This is a genomic window from Simplicispira hankyongi, assembly GCF_003570885.1.
Taxonomy (GTDB): domain Bacteria; phylum Pseudomonadota; class Gammaproteobacteria; order Burkholderiales; family Burkholderiaceae_C; genus Simplicispira; species Simplicispira hankyongi.
In genome coordinates this window covers 79,358-100,446 of the sequence record NZ_QXJC01000008.1, presented here as the reverse complement: position 1 = coordinate 100,446, position 21,089 = coordinate 79,358, and the positions used below count along the sequence as shown (strand labels likewise).

Here is a 21,089-nt window from a genome sequence, read left to right as displayed (position 1 = left end):
ATTGCGGCAACTGGTTGGCCTGAGCCACCATGGCGGTGCCGGCCTGCTGCAGAATCTGCGAGCGGCTCAGGTTGGCCGTTTCCGCGGCAAAGTCGGCGTCCATGATGCGGCTGCGCGAAGCGGTCAGGTTCTCGTTGGTGGCCGACAGGTTGTTGATGGTCGAGCTGAAGCGGTTCTGAATCGCACCCAGCGCCGCGCGGCTGGAGTTGATGGTGTTGAGCGCCGCATCAATGGCCGTGAGCGCCGTGTTCGCACCCGCCACCGTGGAGATATCAAGCGCCGACACCGCCGTCCCCTGGCTCCCAATCGCCGTGGAAGAAGCCCCCATGACACCGGCGAATACCACGTTGCCCGTAGCTCCGTTGGCTGTGTAGGCAATATTGATCGTGGCTCCGGTCGTTGCAGCGGCGGCCAGGCCAAAGTTGGCCATGGTGGCGCCAGTGGTCCCCGTATCGGTATACGTGGTGGTGATGTTGCGGCCATCGGCTGCCGTGAGCGTGAGGCCAGAACCATCGTCGGTGGCAACCACCCCCGTTACCGACGAGACGCCATTGATCGCCGCCAGCGCATTGGCACGGTTGGTTCCTGCATTGGTACCGGCTGCTACCGTGAGGTTGGTGCCATTGATACCGATGGTGACGTTGCCAGCCGTGATACCACCCGCCGCTGCCGTTGCCACCGAGGCAACCGACGTGGCATTGGCCGAAGCCGACATACCCGAAATACCCTGCGCATTGATGGCGGCGGAAATCGCCTTGGCATCGTTGGCAATCGTGCCCAAAGAAATGGGAGAGCCACTGCCAATGGTGACCGTCGCAGCCCCAGCCGTATCGCTGGCCACGCCAATGCTTTGGTTCACCAGGTTGATGCCTTGAAATTTGCCCAGTGCACTGGTGCGTGCGCTGGCAATGGAACTAATGGTGATGGTCTGGCCCGCATTGGCGCCCACCTGGAACTGCTGGGCCGAGAACGTGCCATCGAGCAGTTTGGTGCCGTTGAAGTCCGTCTGCGTGGCGACGCGGTCAATTTCCGAGGACAACTGCGACACTTCCTGTTGCAGGGCAGCACGGTCGGAGCTGCTGTTGGTGGCGTTGGCCGATTGCACCGCCAGTTCGCGCATGCGCTGCAGGTTGTCAGTAACGCTGGCCATCGCGCCTTCCGCCGTCTGCGCCAGCGAGATGCCATCGTTGGCGTTGCGCGCTGCAACGGTCAAGCCGCGGATCTGCGTGTTCATGCGCTCAGAGATGGCCAAGCCCGCGGCGTCATCCTTGGCACTGTTGATGCGCAGGCCCGAAGACAAGCGCTGCATGGACGTGGCCAGCGAGTTTTGCGAACTGCTCAGATTGCGCTGCGCATTGAGCGACTGGATGTTGGTGTTGATAGTGGATGCCATGGCGATAGCTCCTGAAATAAAGCTGTAAATCAACGCACGGTCAGCAAACAAAGGGGGTTGCTTTCAGTGCTCTTGGGTTTCGGGACGGCAAGCGCACACGCCCTGATCCCTTGGACCTTTATTCTGGAGAGCCCTGCGGCCGACAAAGCCGCCATAAAACACTGGATTGGCACCTTTCTCAGACTATCAAGCAAAAACGGTGCGGGGGCCGCATGGACCCCCGCACCGGATTCAACAATCGACCGGCCCTGCCAGCCGTTACTCCGCCACGCTGATCAGCGCAGCAGTGCCAGAACGCCCTGCGGCAACTGGTTGGCCTGAGCCACCATGGCGGTGCCGGCCTGCTGCAGAATCTGCGAGCGGCTCAGGTTGGCCGTTTCCGCGGCAAAGTCGGCATCCGTAATGCGGCTGCGCGAAGCGGTCAGGTTCTCGTTGGTGGCCGACAGGTTGTTGATGGTCGAGCTGAAGCGGTTCTGAATCGCACCCAGCGCCGCGCGGCTGGAGTTGATGGTGTTGAGCGCCGCATCAATGGCCGTGAGCGCCGTGTTCGCACCCGCCACCGTGGAGATATCAAGCGCCGACACCGCCGTCCCCTGGCTCCCAATCGCCGTGGAAGAAGCCCCCATGACACCGGCGAATACCACGTTGCCCGTAGCTCCGTTGGCTGTGTAGGCAATATTGATCGTGGCTCCGGTCGTTGCAGCGGCGGCCAGGCCAAAGTTGGCCATGGTGGCGCCAGTGGTCCCCGTATCGGTATACGTGGTGGTGATGTTGCGGCCATCGGCTGCCGTGAGCGTGAGGCCAGAACCATCGTCGGTGGCAACCACCCCCGTTACCGACGAGACGCCATTGATCGCCGCCAGCGCATTGGCACGGTTGGTTCCTGCATTGGTACCGGCTGCTACCGTGAGGTTGGTGCCATTGATACCGATGGTGACGTTGCCAGCCGTGATACCACCCGCCGCTGCCGTTGCCACCGAGGCAACCGACGTGGCATTGGCCGAAGCCGACATACCCGAAATACCCTGCGCATTGATGGCGGCGGAAATCGCCTTGGCATCGTTGGCAATCGTGCCCAAAGAAATGGGAGAGCCACTGCCAATGGTGACCGTCGCAGCCCCAGCCGTATCGCTGGCCACGCCAATGCTTTGGTTCACCAGGTTGATGCCTTGAAATTTGCCCAGTGCACTGGTGCGTGCGCTGGCAATAGAACTAATGGTGATGGTCTGGCCCGCATTGGCGCCCACCTGGAACTGCTGGGCCGAGAACGTGCCATCGAGCAGTTTGGTGCCGTTGAAGTCCGTCTGCGTGGCGACGCGGTCAATTTCCGAGGACAACTGCGACACTTCCTGTTGCAGGGCAGCACGGTCGGAGCTGCTGTTGGTGGCGTTGGCCGATTGCACCGCCAGTTCGCGCATGCGCTGCAGGTTGTCGCCAACGCTGGCCATCGCGCCTTCCGCCGTCTGCGCCAGCGACACGCCATCGTTGGCGTTGCGCGCTGCAACGGTCAAGCCACGGATCTGGGAAGTCATGCGCTCAGAGATGGCCAAGCCCGCGGCGTCATCCTTGGCACTGTTGATGCGCAGGCCCGAAGACAAGCGCTGCATGGACGTGGCCAGCGAGTTTTGCGAAGTGCTCAGATTGCGCTGCGCATTGAGCGACTGGACATTGGTATTGATAATGGATGCCATGGTGCTAGCTCCTTGTGTAAATCCGAACGTGCGGCATTGCTACCGCGATCAAAATGCCAGCGCATGCCGGCAGCCCAACCCGTGACAGCCCAAGCCTTGCTTGCCGCTGCTGTGAGGTACAGGGCTTGAATTCCCTGTTGAATGTGTTATCGGACCCCTATGCAACAAACTTTAGGGGCGACGTAACTTTTTGTTCGTTTTGGGATTTGCAGGCTAGGTGCGTGCGAAGTCGGGATAGAAATGCTATTATTTAAATAGCTATAAATCATTTGCCCATATGCGGTAGGGCCTAAAAATATTGAAAATTTTCAGACTCTGCGCCACCCTGCCACTGCCAATATCAGTGCCTCTACCACCGCACAGCGGCCCGATCTGGCTGGGCTAGGCAGCGCAGTTCCGTGAAACAAAGCACGGGAGCTCTGCCAGAATCGCCCCACCATGATCGTTATCGTCGGCTACATCATCACCTTCGGCTGTGTGTTCGGCGTCTTCGTCGCGCACGGCGGCAACATCCATGTGCTGCTCGAAGCCTTGCCCTTTGAAATGATCACGATTGGTGGGGCCGCGTTTGGTTCGTTCATCGTCACCAATCAGCCCAAACTGCTCAAGGCCACCGTCTCCAGCATGCCCGGGTTGTTCAAGGGATCGAAATACACCAAGGCGCGTTACATGGAGCTGATGGCCATGCTCTACGAGATCCTGCAAAAAGCCCGCAAGGACGGGCTGATGGCCATCGAGAAGGACGTCGAGGCGCCGCAGGAATCCGAGATTTTCAAGAAATACCCCGTCGTGGGCGCGGATCACCATGTCATCGAATTCCTGACCGACTATCTGCGCATGATGGTTTCGGGCAATCTCAATTCGCACGAAATCGAATCGCTGATGGACAGCGAAATCGACACGCACCACGAAGAGGCGCGTGCACCAGCGGCCGCCCTTGCACGCCTCGCGGGCGCGTTGCCGGCCTTCGGTATCGTGGCCGCCGTGCTCGGTGTGGTGAACACCATGGGTTCGGTGGGCCAGCCGCCTTCCGTGCTGGGCGGCATGATTGCATCTGCCTTGGTGGGTACTTTTCTGGGTATTTTGCTGGCCTATGGCGCCGTCGAACCACTGGCCGGCCTGATGGAGCAGCAGGTGGACGAGGCTGCCAAGGAACTGCAGTGCATCAAAGCCACGCTGCTTGCAAGCATGCAGGGATACAACCCAGCCACAGCCATTGAGTTTGGTCGCAAGGTGCTGTTCGCGACCGCGCGGCCTACGTTCCTGGAGCTTGAAGCCCATGTGAAGGGCAGGAAGTAAGAGCTGGGCCATGGCGGAAAAAAAGCTCCAACCCATCATCGTCAAGCGCGCGAAAAAGGCACACCACGCGGTGCATGGCGGCGCCTGGAAGATTGCCTACGCCGATTTCGTGACCGCCATGATGGCATTTTTCTTGCTGATGTGGCTGCTGGGTTCGACCGCCAAGGGTGAACTCGAAGGCATTGCCAGCTATTTCCATGCGCCCTTGAAGGTTGCCATGAGTGGCGGCACTGGCGCGGGCAACAGCTCCAGCATCATTCCAGGCGGCGGCAACGATCTGAGCAAGGTATATGGCCAAGTGCGGCGTAGCGATGCAAAAAAAAGCACCAACAAAAACATCACGGCTGAAGAAATGCGCGCTCAGCAAGCGGAGCGCGATGTACAGCGCATCAAAACGCTGCGGGACCGGATGGACAGCATCATTGCGGGAAACCCGCGCCTTAACGAGTTCCGCTCGCAAATCCACATCGACGTGACGCCCGATGGCTTGCAGATCCAAATCGTCGACGACCAGAACCGCCCGATGTTTGACAGTGGCAGCGCACTGGTCAAGCCCTACATGCGCGACATCCTGCGCGAAATCGGCGCGGCGCTCGGCGGTGTCGAGAATCGGGTGAGCCTTGCCGGCCATACCGACGCAACCCCTTATGGCAACGGAGAGCGTGGCTACAGCAATTGGGAATTGTCTGCGGACCGCGCCAATGCCTCTCGCCGGGAACTGGTGGCGGCAGGCATGCCAGACGACAAACTGGCACGGGTGGTGGGGCTCGCGGCAAGCGACCCGCTCGATCCCGAGCACCCGCGCGCCGCTGCCAACCGGCGCATCAGCATCACGGTACTGACGCGCGAGGCCGAAGAACGCCTGCTGGGCGGTGCACACACGTCGCCTGCGGCACAATCGGCAGAATTACAAACAGATACCCCGGTGGCCAAAGTCACAGCAGCCAGCACAGCGAGCCCACAAGCTCCCACGGCGTCTGCCCCCGCTTTGCGCCCTTAAGGCAGAGTTTTTTGCATTTTTCGACCGAAAGGGTCCCACGTGGCCAATGCCCTTCGCTTCCTGATCGTTGACGACTTTTCCACGATGCGGCGCATCGTTCGCAACCTCCTCAAGGAGAGCGGTTTCACCGACGCCGACGAGGCGGAAGACGGCGTCGCCGCCTTGCACAAGCTGCGCAATTCCAAATTCGACTTCGTGGTTACCGATATCAACATGCCCAACATGAATGGGTTCCAGTTGCTCGGGGAGATCAAGGCGGACGAAAAACTCAAGCACCTGCCGGTGCTGATGGTCACTGCGGAAGCGCGCAAGGAAGACATCGTCGCGGCGGCCCAAGGCGGTGCGGCAGGCTACATCGTCAAGCCCTTCACCAAGGCCACACTCGAAGAGAAAGTCACCTTGATCATCAAGAAAGCCGGGCTATAGACCGCCATGGAAATGAGCACCGCCTCCGATACCCTCGCGTCCACCGAGCCCGACGTGCACCAAAAAATCGGTCTGCTGACGCGTCAGTTGCATGACTCCCTCAATGAGCTTGGTTATGCCGACCAGTTGCGCAGCACCGTGGGCGAGCTGCCGGATGCACAAAGTCGCCTCTCGTACATTGCCCGGCTGACAGGTGAAGCTGCGGAAAAGGTCTTGACGCGGGTGGAGCAGGCCAAGGTGCAGCACGACCACCTGGCCACCGAGGCAAAGCGCATGCGTGAGGTGCTGGTGCGTGACCCAGTCGCGGCGGTGGCCACCGGCGCCATCATGAATTTTCTGGAAGACGTCTCGCAGATCGCCCAAGCAGCGGATGAGCACCTCACAGAAATCATGATGGCGCAGGATTTCCACGACCTCACCGGGCAGGTGATTGCGCGCGTGGTGGCGCTGGCCGCCACCATCGAGGCGCAACTGGTTCAACTCGTCATCCAGACAGCACCGCCCCATGTGGTCGTTCCCACGGTGGAAGCCAAGACACCCCATCTCTCAGGCCCGGTCGTCAACCCCGAAGCGACGTCCGACGTCGTCACCGACCAGTCTCAAGTGGATGATCTTCTGGCCAGCCTAGGGTTTTAGCCCCCCCACTTGCGTTCTGAATAAAGGGCGGGTCCCGCCCGCTTATCGTGCTTTAGATTTCGGCGCTGCTCACGACAATGGCCTGACACCACCCGTCATGCCATCATGGAATCGAGCCAGGACCGCAATCTCCCCGCCACCGAGCGCAAGCTACAAAAAGCCCGCACCGACGGGCAAGCAGCACGTTCGCGCGATCTCTCGCACCTGGCCATTCTGGGCGCAGGCGCGATGGCGCTGCTGATGTTTACCCCGCGCCTGATTGACCATTTGCGCCTGGACATGGTGCGCCAATTGGCCTTTGACGCGGCCACCATGAAGTCACCCGGATCCATGATCGCGCGCCTGCAGTCCATGACCGGGACGGGGCTCATCGCCAGCATGGTCTTTGCCGCGCTCACCGGAAGCGCAGCATTGCTCAGCGCCATCGGCGCCGGTGGATGGGTTTGGAGCATCAAGCCGATAGCGCCCGATTTCAGTCGACTGAACCCACTCAAGGGCGCGGCGAATCTTTTTTCCAAGCAGCAGATGGCCAACGTGGCCAAGATGGTGCTGATGACCGGCATCCTGGCCGCGGTGGGTTGGAACTACCTCGGCCACAGCATTGACGAAATGGCGATGCTGGTGCTTCAGCCCTCGCCCTCGGCGCTCTCCCATATAGCCGACTGGTTGATCGCGGGTACAAGTTTGCTGCTCCTGGTGGTTTTCTTGGCGGCACTGATCGATGTGCCGTTGCAGAGTGTTTTCTTCCGCCAGCGGCTCAAGATGTCGCACCAGGAAGTCAAGCAGGAACACAAGGAGTCCGACGGCAACCCCGAGATCAAGGGCCGCATGCGCCAGCGCCAGCGCGAGATCGCCGACCGCGCCAGCGTATCTGCCGTTCCCAAGGCTGATTTTGTGGTGATGAACCCTACCCACTATGCCGTGGCACTCAAGTACGACGACAGCATGAGCGCACCACAGGTCATTGCCAAGGGCACCGACCTGGTCGCCATGCGCATCCGCGATCTTGCCAAAGCCAACGAGGTACCTGTGCTGCAGTCGCCCATGCTGGCGCGTGCGCTCTACGCCAATGCCGATCTGGACCAGCCGATTCCCGCTGCGCTCTACACGGCCGTGGCCCAGGTGCTGGCCTATGTGTACCGCCTGAAGGCGGCATTGCGCGGCGAAGGCCAAATGCCCGGCGAGGTGCCTGAGCCCTACATCGATCCAGAGCTCGATCCTCTGGGCCTTAAAACACGACAAGGTGCGCCTGCATGACCACCACCATCCAGTCAGCCCGGCAATGGGCGGGCAGCCGCCTCGCTGGCGCAACGGGGCTATCTGCGCCGCTTTTGGTGGTCGCCATCCTGGCCCTGATGGTGCTGCCGATTCCACCATGGCTGCTGGACACTTTTTTCACCCTCAACATCGCGGTCGCCCTGATGGTGATGATGGTCGCCGCCTACATGCTGCGGCCACTGGACTTTGCCGCTTTTCCCTCGGTACTGCTGCTGACCACATTGATGCGCCTGTCGCTCAACGTCGCCTCCACGCGCGTGGTGCTGCTCGAAGGCCATACCGGCCCCGGCGCGGCCGGGGCGGTGATTGAAGCCTTTGGCCATTTCCTGATTGGCGGGAATTTCGCCGTGGGCCTGATTGTTTTCGCCATCCTGGTGGTCATCAACTTCATCGTGATCACCAAGGGCGCCGAACGCATTGCTGAAGTATCGGCGCGCTTCACGCTCGACGCCATGCCCGGCAAACAGATGGCGGTCGATGCCGATCTGAATGCCGGTCTGATCGACGAGACGGAAGCCAAGCGCCGGCGCGCCGAGGTGGCAGAAGAAGCCAACTTCTTCGGCTCCATGGACGGCGCCTCCAAGTTCGTGCGCGGCGATGCCATGGCCGGCATCCTCATCCTCTTGATCAACATCGTGGGGGGCTTTTCCATCGGAATGCTGCAGCATGGCCTGTCCGCCGGTAAGGCGGCGGACACCTACATCCTGATGGCGGTCGGCGATGCGCTGGTGGCACAGATTCCAGGCCTGTTGATCTCGGTCGCAGCCGCCATGGTGATCTCACGCGTCGGCAAAGACTCCGACATGGGCCATCAGATCGTGCACCAGCTGTTCATGTCACCCAAGGTATTGGGCATTACCGCAAGCATTCTGATTCTGCTCGGGCTGATTCCCGGTATGCCCCACGCAGTGTTCCTGACGATTGGCGCCGCATTGGGCTATCTCTCCTGGGTCCTGTTGGAACGCGCCAAGGTGCCGCCACCCGTTGAAGCCCCGGCCGCACCAACGGGAGACGGTGAAGCGACCTGGGACGACCTGCAGCCCATCGATTTACTGGGCCTTGAACTCGGCTACCGCCTGATTGCCCTGGTGGACAAGACACGCCAGGGCGACCTGCTCACCCGCATCAAGGGCGTGCGACGCAAGTTCGCACAGGAGGTGGGATTTCTGCCACCACCTGTGCACGTCCGTGACAACCTCGAACTCAAGCCCAGCGCGTACCGCATCACCCTGCGCGGCGTGGTGGTGGGCGAAGGCGAGGCTTTTCCCGGTATGCACCTGGCCATCAACCCGGGTGGCATTTCAACACCGCTCATCGGTACGCCCACCACCGACCCCGCCTTTGGGCTACCGGCGCACTGGATCGACAACCAGCAGAAGGAAGCGGCGCAAATGGCCGGTTTTACCGTTGTTGATTCGGAAACCGTCATGGCAACCCATTTGTCACACTTGATGCAAGTGCAGGCAGCCAAGCTTTTGAGCCGCACCGAAACCCAGCAACTGGTCGAGCATGTCGCCAAGCTGGCCCCCAAGCTCATCGAAGAAGTGGTTCCCAAAATGGTGTCGATCGCGACGTTCCAGAAAGTGCTGCAGCTGCTGCTGGAAGAGTCCGTGCACATTCGGGATATCCGCACCATCGTCGAGACACTGGCCGAGCATGCCGGCGCCACGACCGACCCCGTCGAACTGGCCAAGCGCGTGCGTGTGGCCCTGTCACCGGCCATCGTGCAGCAAATCTACGGCCCAACACGTGAGCTCAACGTCATCGCCATCGAACCCGGTCTCGAGCGCCTGCTCGTGCAGGCATTGGGCAACGCCAATGGTCCGGCGCTGGACCCCGGCGTGGCCGACATCCTGACGCACAAAGCAGCCGAAGTCGCGCTGCGCCAGGAGGAAATGGGCCTCCCCGCCTGCCTGCTGGTGCCGGACGCGATTCGCGGCGCGATCTCGCGCTTGGTACGCCGCGTGGCGCCGCGCCTACAGGTGCTGGCGCACAGCGAAATCCCTGAAACACACACCATTCGAATTGGCCCCATCCTCAAAGGAGCAACGGCATGAACATCAAACGCTTCCACGCGCCCACGGCCCGCGAGGCGCTCGCCAAGGCCCGCATGGCTTTTGGCGATGGCACGCTGATTCTCTCCAACCGCCCCACCCCGAATGGTGTGGAAGTGGTGGCCACTGCGGAAGAATCTCTCAGCGCTCTGGATGAGCCCACACAGGTGGCCACGCCACCACGCAGCGCAGGCCGACTGGAAGCCGCAACCATAGAGGAACGCCCCGCACGCAACCCCGTTCACCAGGACACGGAGCAACTGGCGATGAGCACCCTGTCGTTCCAGGACTATGTGCGCGAGCGCATGCTGCGCCGCCGCCATGACGCACTGGGCGAATCCGATCTTTCCGATGCAGGCCGGCAGGCCCAGCCCAGTGAACCAACGCCTGCTCCACGACCAGCTTCTGCACCCGTGCAGCGCCACAACCCCCTGAAATCTGCACCAAATGCTGCGGCATCGCGCGTGCGCCGTGAGCCTGCGGCGGCCGCACCCGCCACGTCACTTGCAGGCCAGAAAAACCTGATGCATGAATTGCAGGCCATGAAGGACCTGATTGAAGACCGCTTCAACACCCTGTCCTGGTTGGGTCAGGCCAGGCAAAACCCGATTCAGTCGAACCTCATGCTCAAGCTGATCCGCGGCGGCTACTCCCCCGCGCTCGCCCGCACCATCCTCGAGCGCCTGCCGGACGATCTCAATGCTGCCGAATCAGTGCGCTGGCTGATGGAAGTTCTGGAGCGCAACCTCAAGACGGATGCCGCGATGCTCCCTTTGTACGAGCAAGGCGGCACGTATGCCCTGGTCGGGTCAACCGGCGTGGGCAAAACCACCACCACCGCCAAGCTCGCTGCGCTGTGCGCTCGCATCCACGGCCCCGCCAGCGTGGGCTTGATCACGCTCGATACGTACCGGGTCGGAGCGCATGAGCAGTTGCGCAGCTACGGCCGTATGCTGGGTATCGTCGCGCATCTGGCACACGACCAAGCCGCTTTGCAAGATTTGCTCGGCCTGCTCAGCAGCAAAAAAATGGTGTTGATCGATACCACCGGCGTCGCCCCGCGCGATCCACGCCGCCGCGACATGCTGGACGTACTCGATCTGCCCGAAGTCAACCGCCTGCTGGTGCTCAATGCCGGCAGCCATGGCGACACGCTGGAAGACACCCTGGTGGCATTCAAGACCTCCGGAACTCAGCAAGCCATTCTGACCAAGGTGGACGAAGCCGTGAAACTTGGGCCCGCGGTGGATGCGCTGATCCGCCACCAATTGCTGCTGCGCGGCGTGACCAACGGCCAGCGGGTTCCGGAAGACTGGGAAACAGCGGACGCCCACGCGTTGGTGGCAACGTCCATGCGCTCTCCAGCGCGTTCAGCCTTCGACCCCAAGGCCAGTGAACTCAATTTCTTCTTCTCGCACAGTCCCGAGCAGCCACGGGAACGAGGTCTCGTCGATGCTTGAATTCGGCCTGCACCAAGGTACCAGCTTGTACGGCCGGACGCCTCAAGACGCCTTGCGGCTGATTTCAGTGGCCGCTGCGCCAGGAGGCCGCTCGCTTGAGGTGCTGTGGACCATTTGCACCCACCTGCAGGGGCAGGGGTATTCCACCGTCGTACTCGATGGCACGGCAAATGAATCCGCAGACGCGCCAGGGCTGATCGATCTGCTCGAACACAACCTCTGGATAGAAGCGCCTCAGGGCGAATCCACCCAGAACGAACAATTGCTGGCGGTACTTCCCGCCGCGCGCGGGCTCGCCACCCTGGCGCCTTTTGAACGCACCAGCACAGCGCCACTGCGCGGCTTGCAACCGCTGCTGCGCCACTACGCTGTGGTGGTTCTGTATGCGCCCATACCCGTGTTGGCGTCTTGCCTCACCGCCGAAAACCTTGCATCACCCTTGCTGCTGCTCGAAGAAGGTGACAAAGCGGTCATGAAGACATATGCGGACCTTAAATGGCTCGCGCTGCATGCTGGTCTGGCGGGCACGGTGGTGCGATTGGCACACGGCCAGCGACAACGCGCTGCTGCACACCAGCAGTTGCGCGTATTGTGCGAATGTGCAGACACGCACCTGGGTCGCATTCCCCGCACGCTCGCCCTGGATCCGGACCGCCCTGCAGATTTGCAGCGCCTGACCCTCGAACTTCTGGAGAATGCCGAAACCCTCGCCCCTGCGGGGATGTACGCTACGCTACCATCTAGCCGTGACACCTTCTGCGCCGCGCACTTTGCAACGAGCCACTGACGTGACCTACACCGCAAAAGGACAGCTCGATCGCGATGCCTTGATTCGCCAGCACGTACCTCTGGTACGGCGCTTGGCGCACCACATGATCGCCAAGCTGCCCGCCAATGTGGAAATTGACGACCTGATCCAGGTCGGGATGATCGGTTTGTCCGAAGCCTTGATGCGGTTCGAAGCCACGCAAGGTGTGCAATTCGAAACTTTTGCCACACAACGTATACGCGGCGCCATGCTGGACGAACTGCGCGAGACCGACTGGATGTCCCGAAGCTCGCGCAAGAGCCAGAAGGACATTGAAAAGGCAGTCCAGCGGCTGGAGCAAAAACTGGGCCGAAGCCCTCTTGAATCTGAAATTGCGGCCGACCTTGACATGTCTCTGGCCGACTACCAAAGCCTGCTGGGAAAGGTTCGTGGAACCCAGCTGGTGTACCTGGAAGACATGACCCGGGGCGACGGCGATGACGGCGAAGGTTTCTTGGAGCGCCACGAAACCGCCGATGCCCAGGTAGATCCCATGGCCATGCTGCGCGACCAGCGGCTACGCAGCGCCCTGGTGGCGGCCATAGAGGCGCTCCCGGAACGTGAGCAGTACATCATGGGCATGTACTACGAGCAGGACATGAATCTCAAGGAGATTGCGGCGGTCCTGGGCGTAACGGAGTCGCGCGTATGCCAATTGCACAGCCAATCCATCGCGCGCCTACGCGCCAGGATGCGCAGCCACTGACCATGAAAAAGGCGCCAATAGCGCCTTATAGAAACGGTTTAGTTCAACTGGCCGACCTATAAAGACGCGCAAGCCCAGGCCCCTGAACGGTTGTGCGAGGCCCGTAGGTGGATGCGGGCACCTGTTCTGGCAAAACCGTTGCCACTTGGCGGTCTACCATGACGGCAGTCCTTGCCAAGGCATCGCGCTGACTTGCCAAACGAGCGGCCACAGTACGCACCCGCGCCACGATGGCTGGTGCCCACGTAGATGCTGGATGAATTTCCAAAACCTGAGAAAACCGCAGCGCTGCATCACGCAAAAGCACGCTTGACCGTTGCAGCTCTTCCGGCTTGGCAGCCTTTAAGGCCGCGCCCACTTTGGCCAGCAAGGCTTCAACTTCTGCGAGTGAGGCATCGACTTGGCTAGGGCTGCTCATGAAAATAGCCGGTGAGATCTCTTAACTTGACGAGCCAACAGTGGCAGGCGACCCACTAGCCGCGCGAGTGGCCGATGATTTCCTCGGCATTCGCAAGCATCTTGTCGGCAATGGCGCCTGCGTTCACCTTGAAGGTGCCGCTTTCAATGGCGCTGCGCACCGCCTTGACGCGACTGGCATCAAAATCTGAGGACGTGCGGCTGTTTTGCTCAATTTCGCGTGCATTGCGCGAGAGCGTGACAGGCACACCGGAGGCAGCGACCGACGCAGCGCCCTTCGCGCCTTCCTGTGCAGCGGACGCGGCTGTCTTGGCCTGCTTGGAGGCATTCGACTGCGCTACTGCACTTGTGAGTTCCGGTGTTTGACCTATTTTCATTGCCCTCTCCATGCTCCCTGAATACCGGGGGCCGGTAGGAATGTTTTCGACGTCTTTGGGTGAGACTTTAGGTCTAAGTGTACGAATCGCACTAAAGGTTCACCGCGATTGTCCCATCATCATTCACAACTCCACTTATCACCTTGCCATTATCCATTCTGACGCGTACAGTCTGCCCACTGCTCCCGGCGCTCAGCGCTTGCCCGCCAGTGCTAACCACATAGCCTGACCCCTGCGCCAACACACGCACCTGGGCGCCCGCCTGAAACAGGTTGGGTAGGCGAACCATTGCCTGGCGCAGCGCCTGGCCGGCCTGCAAGGGCCGTGTCGCCACCTGCCCCACCCACAACGCTGGATCGGCCAGAACCGAGGTTCGGTCGGCAGCCCAGTCCACTTCTGCCTGCACCGCATCCGCTTGCGTCAGTGTGGCCCCCGAGGACACATTGCCGGTCAGTACCCAGGCGGGGCCAAAGGCCTTCACCGTAACGGGCAGGAACACGTTCCAGTGCGTGGCGCCTTCCACGCAGCGCAACCCCAATCGAGAGCGACCCCAGAGCCTGGAGCCAGCCGGCAAGTAAGGCTCTATGCGAGCACACGGCGCCAGGCGAAGGCGGGGATCGAGCTCCCCCACCTCGACCTCCATGCGCAATGGCAGCTCGGCTGCGGCACCGGCCTGCAGGCTGTTGTCAATCCAGTTCTGGGTAATTTTCGAGAGTTCGGCGGCGTCCTGCGCCCACACAGCCGGCACCATCAGCGCGGCCAGCAGACCGGCCACCCCGCCACGCAGAAAGGGCAGGCGTAGCCACAAGGTCAAAAACGGGTTGTGCATACGGTTCTCCTTCGAAGCACGCCTGCCCTTTTGCAGGCCATTTCACCCCTCGCACTATAGGCAGGCGGAACCAAAACGAAGCGCCGAACTGCACAGCCAAAGTGCCGCACTTTCCACTTTAGAAATTCACCTGCGTTCCCATAATCGACCCACGCCGCTGGCCTTGTGCCGGACGCTTATGCAAACCAGGTGTGAGGCACGCAATGCTTGACAAGATGACCAACCAGCTCGACTTCCAAGGCCATGCGCTTCTGCTGCGTGCCGAGCGCCAGCGTCTTCTCGCCAGCAATATTGCCAACGTCGACACCCCTGGCTATGTGGCGCGCGACATGAAGTTTGCCGAAGCGCTTACCGCTGCTACGGGCGGCAGCAGCACCATGCCCGTCAGCCAGGAAAGCCGCGCGGGCAGCTACGGTACGACGGACGCAGGACATATTCCGCTGTCGGGGTTTTCCGAACACAGCACTGTGGGCTACGCAGTGCAAACACAGCCCTCGCTCGACAACAACAGCGTAGACATGGACCATCAGCGCGCTACGTTCATGGACAACGCCGTGCGCTACGAGGCCACGCTGCGCTTCATCAACGCCCAGGCCAAGACCATGCTCAGCGCCATTCAGGGCCAGTAAGCCGCCACGAGGTTCACCATGTCGATGTTCTCCATTTTTGACATCTCGTCCAGCGCCGTCAGCGCACAGGCGCAGCGCCTCAACGTGGTGGCGAGCAACCTGGCCAACGTTGATGCCGTAGCCGGTCCAGACGGCAAGACCTACAAGGCACGCCAGGTGGTTTTCCAAACCACCCCCATGGGCGACGACAGTGCTGCCGGGGTCAAGGTCAGTGCCATTCAGGAGAGTGATGTCCCAGGCCGCAAGGTGCACGACCCGAGCAATCCGCTCGCCGATGCCGACGGCTACGTCACGCATTCCAACGTCAACCCGGTAGAGGAAATGGTCAACATGATTTCCGCCTCGCGGTCCTACCAGAACAACGTCGAGGTCATGAACACGGCCAAGACTTTATTGCTCAAGACCCTGCAAATGGGCCAATAAACCGGAGCCTTCCATGATCAGCAGCACCACCTCTGCCAGCACGGCCACATCCGGCGCCAGTGCTACCGGAACGAGCGTCACCCAAGCCAATTCAACAAGCGACTCTGCAGCCTCGCAGGATCGCTTTCTCAAGCTGCTGGTAGCACAGCTCAACAACCAGGATCCGATGAATCCGATGGACAACGCGCAGATGACCTCGCAGATTGCGCAGATCAACACGGTCACCGGCATTCAGCAGCTCAACGACACGGTGAAGGGGCTGGCCAGCCAGTTTGCCACGCAGCAATTGATGCAGGGCAGCGCCATGGTCGGCCGCAACGTGCTGGTGGCCGACAACACGCTCAATGTCGACAGCACGACCCAGAAAGGCAGCGGAGCCTTTGACCTTGCCGGTTCTGCCGCCACCGTACAGGTGCAGGTACTCGACGCCAACAACAAGCAGGTGGGCACCGTGGACATCGGGGCCCTCAAGGCGGGGCGCTACAACTTCGAATGGGATGCCAGCGACGCCAGTACCAGCGGCCCGCTGCATTTCCAGGTGGTTGCCGCCAATGGACAGAGCCCTGTGGACGCCGTCGCGCTCTCGGTAGACCAAGTGGCTTCCGTGAGTCTGGACAACGGCGCGCTCGCCCTGCAACTCTCTCGCGGCGGCACCACCAGCTACAGCGCCATCAAGGCCATCCTCTAACGCCCCCAAACCACACCCGTTATCTCAGGAGCACACCATGAGCTTTCAACAAGGTCTCTCAGGACTCAACGCCGCCAGCAGGAACCTGGACGTCATTGGCAACAACATCGCCAACGCCAACACCACAGGGTTCAAAGGCTCGCGCAGCGAATTTGCCGATATCGTGGCCTCGTCAATTGGTGCCGCCGGCGGCAGCAATGCCGGCATCGGTGTCGAAGTGGCGGCCGTTGCGCAGCAATTCTCGCAAGGCAACATCACCGTCACTGGCAACAACCTGGACGTCGCCATCAACGGCGGCGGCTTCTTCAGGCTCCAGCAGCCCGATGGCTCACCCGCCTATACGCGGGCTGGCAACTTCAAGCTCGACACGAGCGGTGACTTGGTCACCAATAGCGGGGCAAAGGTGATGGGGTTCAAGGTGGACAGCACCACTGGCGCCGGTACCTCCGAGCCAGTACCGCTGAGCTTCCCCACAGGCGCGCCGATTCAGGCAAAACAGACGGCCAATATCACAGCCGCGATCAACCTGGACGCTCGTGCAAAAGACGCCGCCAGCACCGTGCCGCCCACGCCCCGCTCCACCTATGGCACCTCGGTCAATGTTTACGACAGCCAGGGCGTTGCCGTGCCGGTCAATCTGTACTTCGTGAAGACGGCCACGGCGAACACCTGGGACGTGTACGACAAACTGGACGACCCGACCGCGACACCGCCAGTCGTGGCAACTTCCGTGGGTACCGTCGCGTTCGATGCCAACGGCGCATACGATCCCACCGCCAGCACGTCGCCGCTGACGGTGACCGTCGATCCTTCGGGTGCCAATCCGAACAACCCACCCGCCCCGTGGCCGGTGACGATCGACCTATCCAGCACCACGCAATTCGGCAGCAAATTTTCCGTCGCCGACCTCACACAAGACGGCTACGCATCAGGCGAACTCACCGGCATCAACATCTCCAACGACGGCATGGTGATGGCCAGCTATTCCAACGGTGTGACGCGTGCCGAGGCCCAGGTTGCGCTGGCCAATTTCCGCAACCCACAAGGCCTGGCGCCCGTGGGCGGAAACAACTGGGTGGAAACCAACACGTCAGGCGCACCCGTCGTTGGCAAGCCGGGTACGGGCAACCTGGGCAATCTGCGCGCTGGTGCGCTGGAAGACTCCAACGTGGATCTGACTGCCGACCTGGTGAACATGATGACCGCGCAGCGCGCCTACCAGGCCAACGCGCAAACCATCAAAACCCAGGACCAAATCATGTCGACCCTGGTGAACCTGCGCTGATTCAAGCGCCTGAACCTTAGGAGACCCCATGGACCACGTCATCTACACCGCCATGACTGGCGCCAACGCTGCCGCGCAGCGGCAGTCGGTGCTGGCCAACAACCTGGCCAATGCGTCCACTACGGGTTTCCGCGCCGAGCTCTCCACTTTTCGCTCGGTGCCGCTACAAGGCGATGGCGCCAGCACACGCGTCTTCGCGCTCGAAGCCACCTCCGGCTACCGCGACACGCCAGGATCTGTGGAACGCACCGGCCGCAATCTGGATGCCATGGCGGCTGGCAGCGCCTGGTTTGCGGTGCAAGGGCTCGACGGCACAGAGGCTTATACGCGCAGCGGCGCTTTCGAAGTGAACGCCACCGGGCAGATGGTGACCAGCACCGGCCTGCCGGTGCTCTCGGACGGCGGCGCGCCGATTGACGTGCCGCCCGGTGCAGAAGTCTCGCTGGGTTCGGACGGCACCATCACCGCCAAGGTCGCCGGTCAGCCACCGTCCGCCATCGGGCGACTGAAGCTCGCCACGCCGACAGCCGAAGACCCGCTGGTACGCAGCGAAGACGGACTGTTTCGCGCGCGCTCAGGTGACCCCATGCCACAGGACGCCAACGCCCGGCTGATGGCCGGCGCACTCGAAGGCTCGAACGTGAACCCGGTCGAGAGCATGGTCGGAATGATTGCTGCCTCGCGCCAATTCGAGCAGCAGATGCGCTTGCTCAGCACCGCAGAAACCAACGACAAATCGGCCAGCCAGTTGCTGAGCCTCAACGGCTGAGCGCGGCGCGCCCGGCAGCCAAGGAGCCCCCATGATCAATTCTCTCTGGATCGCCAAGACCGGCATGGAAGCGCAGCAGACGCAGCTCGATGTCATCTCGCACAACCTCGCCAACACGTCCACCACCGGCTACAAGCGCGCCAGCGCCGTGTTCCAGGACCTGATCTACCAGAACCTGCGCCAGGTGGGCAGCCAGACCACGGAGCAAAACCAGCTGCCCACTGGACTGCAACTGGGCCTCGGGGTGCGCACGGTCGCCACCAGCCGCAACTTCACGCAGGGCGGCCTGCAACAGTCCAGCAGCAATCTTGATGTGGCCATCAAGGGCAACGGATTCTTCCAGGTGACCATGCCCGATGGCACGGCGGCGTACACACGCGACGGCTCGTTTCAGGTCGATTCCCAGGGCCGGCTCGTCACCTCCAGCGGATTGCCGGTTGCCAACGGCATCACCATCCCGCCCAACGCTACCTCGATCAGCATCGGTACGGACGGCACGGTGTCGGCACTTCTGCAAGGCAATACGGCACCGCAGCAGCTAGGCAGCCTCGCCATGGCGAACTTCATTAATCCACCTGGCCTGGAGCCGCGCGGCGAAAACCTGTACGTCGAAACCGCCGCTTCCGGCCAGCCCACGCAGGGCACACCAGGCACCAACGGCCTGGGTACGGTGGTGCAAGGCTACCTGGAGACCTCCAACGTCAACGTGGTCCAGGAGCTGGTCAGCATGATTCAGACCCAGCGCGCTTATGAAATGAATTCCAAGGCAGTGCAAACCTCTGACCAGATGCTGGCCAAACTGGCCCAGCTCTGAGCCCTCAAGGAAGGCCACCATGCGTTTGAATTTTTGCGCTTCTTCTGCAGTGGGCACGCGCTGGGCTGGGGCCGCGCTGGCCTTGCTGCTGGGTGGCTGCGCCAGCATGTCACCCACGCCACCAGTCGATATCCTGCCGACCACGCCGCCGCTCATCGAACCGCAGCCACAGGTGCAAGGCCCGGCCACGGGCAGCCTGTTCCACACCGCGAGTTACCGTCCGGCATTCGAGGACCGGCGCGCCCGCATGGTAGGCGACAACGTGACGGTGGTGATCGTCGAGAACGTCTCGGCCAGCCAAAAATCCACCTCCACCGTGGACCGCACCTCCGGGGTGGACGCTGGCATCACCGCCCTGCCCTTTGTCAGCAGCAGCCTCACTGGCAAAACCACGTTGGGCGCGAAATCAAGCAACACCTTCGAGGGCAAGGGCGGCACGGAAAGCGCCAATACCTTTACGGGCTCGATTACCACCAGCGTCGTGCAGGTACTGCCCAACGGCCATCTCGTCATTTCCGGCGAGAAGCAGATTGGCGTCAACGAGAACGTGGACGTGCTGCGCTTCTCGGGCACCGTGGACCCACGTATGCTGCAGCCGGGCAGCCTGGTCAACTCCACCCAGGTCGCCAATGTGCGCATCCAGTCGCGTGGACGCGGCGCGCAGGGCGAGGCGCAGGTCACCGGCTGGCTGGGTCGGTTCTTCAATTCGGTGACGCCGTTCTGAGCACAAAGGCACCGCCATGCGCCTGTGCGGGTGCATGGGCAGCGCCACTGCATCGCAGATTTTTGTTTATCTAAATTGATAGCTGCTAACGCTTATCAGATAAGCGCTAGCGGCCAATTTCGCTTGTTTTTTTCCTGTTACCGCGCGCCAGCCAGCCCTTAGTCCAGCCCCGTCAATTGGCAGGTGAAGCAGACCCTTATTCCCGCTTCGCTGATCGCAGCACGCCACACAATGGGCCCATGAGCTTCGTGCGCCTTCCCTCCCTTCGCATGCCTTGGGCAGCGCTTTGCGCAGGCCTGCTGGCACTCGCTGCTGCACTGCCTGCACACGCGCTGCGCGTCAAGGAAGTGGCTGCCGTGCAGGGCGTGCGCAGCAACCAGTTGACCGGGTACGGCCTGGTCGTGGGGCTGGACGGCACAGGCGACCAGACGACGCAAATGCCCTACACCACGCAGGCCATGCAGAACTACCTGTTGCAAATGGGCATCAGCCTGCCCGCAGGCGCCTCATCGCAGTTGCAATTCAAGAACGTGGCAGCCGTCGTGGTCACGGCAGAACTTCCCGCCTTTGCCCAGCCGGGCCAGCACATCGATACCACGGTCTCCTCGATGGGCAACGCCAAGTCGATCAAAGGTGGCCTTTTGATGATGACGCCGCTGCGTGGGGCCGATGGTGAGATTTACGCGTTGGCACAGGGCAACGTCGTGGTCGGTGGCGCAGGCGCCGCTTCCGGCGGCAGCAAGGTGCAGATCAACCACTTGAGCGCGGGCCGCATCCCGCAGGGTGCGCAGGTCGAGCGCTCGGTGCCCACGCCGCTCAACGACGGCAATTTCATCACCCTGGACTTGAATGCGTCGGATTTCCAGACCGCGCGCGGCGTCGTCGACGCCATCAACAAGCATATCGGCGCCGGCCATGCCACCGCCCTCAACAGCCGGACAGTGCAGGTCAGCGCCCCCACCGACCCAGGGGCCCGTGTCGGCTTCATTGCCGAGCTCGAAGAGCTGCCGCTTGACGCCATTGCGCCGGCAGCCAAGGTCGTCATCAACGCGCGCACCGGTTCGGTTGTGCTCAACCAGGCGGTGACGCTGGGGCCCTGCGCGATCGCACACGGCAACCTGTCCATCACCATCAGCTCGACTCCCGTCATCAGCCAGCCCAATCCATTGTCCAAGGGCCAGACTGTGGTGGCACAGCAAAGCAACATCAAGATCAACCAGGAACCCGGCGCCATCATCCAGGTGCCACCTTCGCCGCAGTTGGCCGATGTGGTGCGTGCGCTCAATGCCCTGGGCGCCACGCCTGGCGATCTGCTGGCGATCCTGCAAGCCATCAAGGCCGCCGGCGCGCTCAACGCCGAGCTGGAAGTCATCTGATGGCCTG

At 61.8% G+C, this 21,089-nt stretch carries 21 protein-coding genes; 17 read left to right on the top strand and 4 right to left on the bottom strand.

The genetic code is table 11. The features are described from left to right. On the bottom strand, positions 1 to 1,393 hold a 1,393-nt coding region (locus D3F03_RS15110; RefSeq protein ID WP_119110262.1), incomplete at its 3' end, for a flagellin N-terminal helical domain-containing protein. 275 nt (positions 1,394 to 1,668) lie between these two features. Next, positions 1,669 to 3,084, bottom strand: a complete 1,416-nt coding sequence (locus tag D3F03_RS15105) for a flagellin (RefSeq protein WP_119110261.1) — start codon at positions 3,082 to 3,084, stop codon at positions 1,669 to 1,671. 438 nt (positions 3,085 to 3,522) lie between these two features. Between D3F03_RS15105 and motA the strand changes: the two genes are divergently transcribed. From motA to D3F03_RS15060, 9 genes are all read left to right on the top strand, one after another. Then, positions 3,523 to 4,383 (top strand): flagellar motor stator protein MotA, encoded by an 861-nt coding sequence (gene motA / locus D3F03_RS15100; protein ID WP_119110260.1) that lies wholly within the window; start codon positions 3,523 to 3,525, stop codon positions 4,381 to 4,383. Between the two features lie 10 nt (positions 4,384 to 4,393). Then, complete coding sequence (gene motB / locus D3F03_RS15095) at positions 4,394 to 5,383, top strand: flagellar motor protein MotB (protein WP_119110259.1); 990 nt, start codon at positions 4,394 to 4,396, stop codon at positions 5,381 to 5,383. Between the two features lie 39 nt (positions 5,384 to 5,422). Continuing rightward, a complete protein-coding gene (gene cheY / locus D3F03_RS15090) occupies positions 5,423 to 5,809 on the top strand; it encodes a chemotaxis response regulator CheY (protein WP_119110258.1) in 387 nt (128 codons plus the stop codon). 12 nt (positions 5,810 to 5,821) lie between these two features. Further along, a complete protein-coding gene (locus tag D3F03_RS15085) occupies positions 5,822 to 6,445 on the top strand; it encodes a protein phosphatase CheZ (protein WP_119110272.1) in 624 nt (207 codons plus the stop codon). A 105-nt stretch (positions 6,446 to 6,550) separates the two neighbouring features. Continuing rightward, positions 6,551 to 7,702: an EscU/YscU/HrcU family type III secretion system export apparatus switch protein gene (locus tag D3F03_RS15080; RefSeq protein ID WP_119110257.1), complete on the top strand. Its 1,152-nt coding sequence runs from the start codon at positions 6,551 to 6,553 to the stop codon at positions 7,700 to 7,702. Continuing rightward, on the top strand, positions 7,699 to 9,780 hold the full coding sequence (flhA, locus tag D3F03_RS15075) for a flagellar biosynthesis protein FlhA (protein WP_119110256.1): 2,082 nt from the start codon (positions 7,699 to 7,701) through the stop codon (positions 9,778 to 9,780). Before D3F03_RS15080 ends, flhA begins: the two co-directional genes overlap by 4 nt. Continuing rightward, positions 9,777 to 11,237, top strand: a complete 1,461-nt coding sequence (gene flhF / locus D3F03_RS15070; RefSeq protein ID WP_119110255.1) for a flagellar biosynthesis GTPase FlhF — start codon at positions 9,777 to 9,779, stop codon at positions 11,235 to 11,237. Before flhA ends, flhF begins: the two co-directional genes overlap by 4 nt. Then, positions 11,230 to 12,024 (top strand): hypothetical protein, encoded by a 795-nt coding sequence (locus D3F03_RS15065; RefSeq protein ID WP_119110254.1) that lies wholly within the window; start codon positions 11,230 to 11,232, stop codon positions 12,022 to 12,024. The genes flhF and D3F03_RS15065 overlap by 8 nt, the downstream gene beginning before the upstream one ends. Position 12,025: 1 nt before the next feature. Next, positions 12,026 to 12,751 (top strand): RNA polymerase sigma factor FliA, encoded by a 726-nt coding sequence (locus tag D3F03_RS15060; protein ID WP_245960646.1) that lies wholly within the window; start codon positions 12,026 to 12,028, stop codon positions 12,749 to 12,751. A gap of 473 nt (positions 12,752 to 13,224) precedes the next feature. On the opposite strand, the gene flgM is transcribed toward D3F03_RS15060, so the two are convergent. Together flgM and flgA are read right to left on the bottom strand one after the other, a co-directional pair. Further along, positions 13,225 to 13,545 carry a flagellar biosynthesis anti-sigma factor FlgM gene (flgM, locus tag D3F03_RS15055; protein ID WP_119110252.1) on the bottom strand — a complete coding sequence of 107 codons (321 nt, stop codon included), beginning with the start codon at positions 13,543 to 13,545 and terminating at the stop codon, positions 13,225 to 13,227. A 91-nt stretch (positions 13,546 to 13,636) separates the two neighbouring features. Further along, positions 13,637 to 14,374: a flagellar basal body P-ring formation chaperone FlgA gene (flgA, locus tag D3F03_RS15050; RefSeq protein ID WP_119110251.1), complete on the bottom strand. Its 738-nt coding sequence runs from the start codon at positions 14,372 to 14,374 to the stop codon at positions 13,637 to 13,639. A 203-nt stretch (positions 14,375 to 14,577) separates the two neighbouring features. On the opposite strand from flgA, the gene flgB reads away from it, so the two are divergent. The 8 genes from flgB (at position 14,578) to D3F03_RS15010 (ending at position 21,082) form a co-directional block, all read left to right on the top strand. Next, the gene (gene flgB / locus D3F03_RS15045; RefSeq protein ID WP_119110250.1) at positions 14,578 to 15,003 is read left to right on the top strand and encodes a flagellar basal body rod protein FlgB; all 426 of its coding nucleotides are present in this window, start codon (positions 14,578 to 14,580) and stop codon (positions 15,001 to 15,003) included. An 18-nt stretch (positions 15,004 to 15,021) separates the two neighbouring features. Further along, the gene (gene flgC, locus D3F03_RS15040) at positions 15,022 to 15,426 is read left to right on the top strand and encodes a flagellar basal body rod protein FlgC (protein WP_119110249.1); all 405 of its coding nucleotides are present in this window, start codon (positions 15,022 to 15,024) and stop codon (positions 15,424 to 15,426) included. 13 nt (positions 15,427 to 15,439) lie between these two features. Continuing rightward, positions 15,440 to 16,114: a flagellar hook assembly protein FlgD gene (locus D3F03_RS15035; protein ID WP_119110248.1), complete on the top strand. Its 675-nt coding sequence runs from the start codon at positions 15,440 to 15,442 to the stop codon at positions 16,112 to 16,114. 37 nt (positions 16,115 to 16,151) lie between these two features. Continuing rightward, the gene (flgE, locus tag D3F03_RS15030; RefSeq protein ID WP_119110247.1) at positions 16,152 to 17,399 is read left to right on the top strand and encodes a flagellar hook protein FlgE; all 1,248 of its coding nucleotides are present in this window, start codon (positions 16,152 to 16,154) and stop codon (positions 17,397 to 17,399) included. 28 nt (positions 17,400 to 17,427) lie between these two features. Further along, complete coding sequence (gene flgF / locus D3F03_RS15025) at positions 17,428 to 18,168, top strand: flagellar basal-body rod protein FlgF (protein WP_119110246.1); 741 nt, start codon at positions 17,428 to 17,430, stop codon at positions 18,166 to 18,168. 31 nt (positions 18,169 to 18,199) lie between these two features. After that, entirely contained in the window at positions 18,200 to 18,982 is a 783-nt protein-coding gene (gene flgG, locus D3F03_RS15020; RefSeq protein WP_119110245.1) for a flagellar basal-body rod protein FlgG, read from the top strand. Between the two features lie 19 nt (positions 18,983 to 19,001). Further along, the gene (locus tag D3F03_RS15015) at positions 19,002 to 19,706 is read left to right on the top strand and encodes a flagellar basal body L-ring protein FlgH (protein ID WP_119110244.1); all 705 of its coding nucleotides are present in this window, start codon (positions 19,002 to 19,004) and stop codon (positions 19,704 to 19,706) included. Between the two features lie 269 nt (positions 19,707 to 19,975). Then, complete coding sequence (locus D3F03_RS15010; RefSeq protein ID WP_199665485.1) at positions 19,976 to 21,082, top strand: flagellar basal body P-ring protein FlgI; 1,107 nt, start codon at positions 19,976 to 19,978, stop codon at positions 21,080 to 21,082. The last annotated feature ends 7 nt before the right edge of the window (positions 21,083 to 21,089 follow it).

Bases quoted from the DNA above. Each gene is read 5' to 3' on its own strand.
- D3F03_RS15105 (WP_119110261.1), bottom strand. From the start codon at position 3,084: ATGGCATCCATTATCAATACCAATGTCCAGTCGCTCAATGCGCAGCGC.
- motA (WP_119110260.1), top strand. From the start codon at position 3,523: ATGATCGTTATCGTCGGCTACATCATCACCTTCGGCTGTGTGTTCGGC.
- motB (WP_119110259.1), top strand. From the start codon at position 4,394: ATGGCGGAAAAAAAGCTCCAACCCATCATCGTCAAGCGCGCGAAAAAG.
- D3F03_RS15085 (WP_119110272.1), top strand. From the start codon at position 5,822: ATGAGCACCGCCTCCGATACCCTCGCGTCCACCGAGCCCGACGTGCAC.
- D3F03_RS15080 (WP_119110257.1), top strand. From the start codon at position 6,551: ATGGAATCGAGCCAGGACCGCAATCTCCCCGCCACCGAGCGCAAGCTA.
- flhA (WP_119110256.1), top strand. From the start codon at position 7,699: ATGACCACCACCATCCAGTCAGCCCGGCAATGGGCGGGCAGCCGCCTC.
- flhF (WP_119110255.1), top strand. From the start codon at position 9,777: ATGAACATCAAACGCTTCCACGCGCCCACGGCCCGCGAGGCGCTCGCC.
- D3F03_RS15065 (WP_119110254.1), top strand. From the start codon at position 11,230: ATGCTTGAATTCGGCCTGCACCAAGGTACCAGCTTGTACGGCCGGACG.
- flgM (WP_119110252.1), bottom strand. From the start codon at position 13,545: ATGAAAATAGGTCAAACACCGGAACTCACAAGTGCAGTAGCGCAGTCG.
- flgA (WP_119110251.1), bottom strand. From the start codon at position 14,374: ATGCACAACCCGTTTTTGACCTTGTGGCTACGCCTGCCCTTTCTGCGT.
- flgB (WP_119110250.1), top strand. From the start codon at position 14,578: ATGCTTGACAAGATGACCAACCAGCTCGACTTCCAAGGCCATGCGCTT.
- flgC (WP_119110249.1), top strand. From the start codon at position 15,022: ATGTCGATGTTCTCCATTTTTGACATCTCGTCCAGCGCCGTCAGCGCA.
- D3F03_RS15035 (WP_119110248.1), top strand. From the start codon at position 15,440: ATGATCAGCAGCACCACCTCTGCCAGCACGGCCACATCCGGCGCCAGT.
- flgE (WP_119110247.1), top strand. From the start codon at position 16,152: ATGAGCTTTCAACAAGGTCTCTCAGGACTCAACGCCGCCAGCAGGAAC.
- flgF (WP_119110246.1), top strand. From the start codon at position 17,428: ATGGACCACGTCATCTACACCGCCATGACTGGCGCCAACGCTGCCGCG.
- flgG (WP_119110245.1), top strand. From the start codon at position 18,200: ATGATCAATTCTCTCTGGATCGCCAAGACCGGCATGGAAGCGCAGCAG.
- D3F03_RS15015 (WP_119110244.1), top strand. From the start codon at position 19,002: ATGCGTTTGAATTTTTGCGCTTCTTCTGCAGTGGGCACGCGCTGGGCT.
- D3F03_RS15010 (WP_199665485.1), top strand. From the start codon at position 19,976: ATGCCTTGGGCAGCGCTTTGCGCAGGCCTGCTGGCACTCGCTGCTGCA.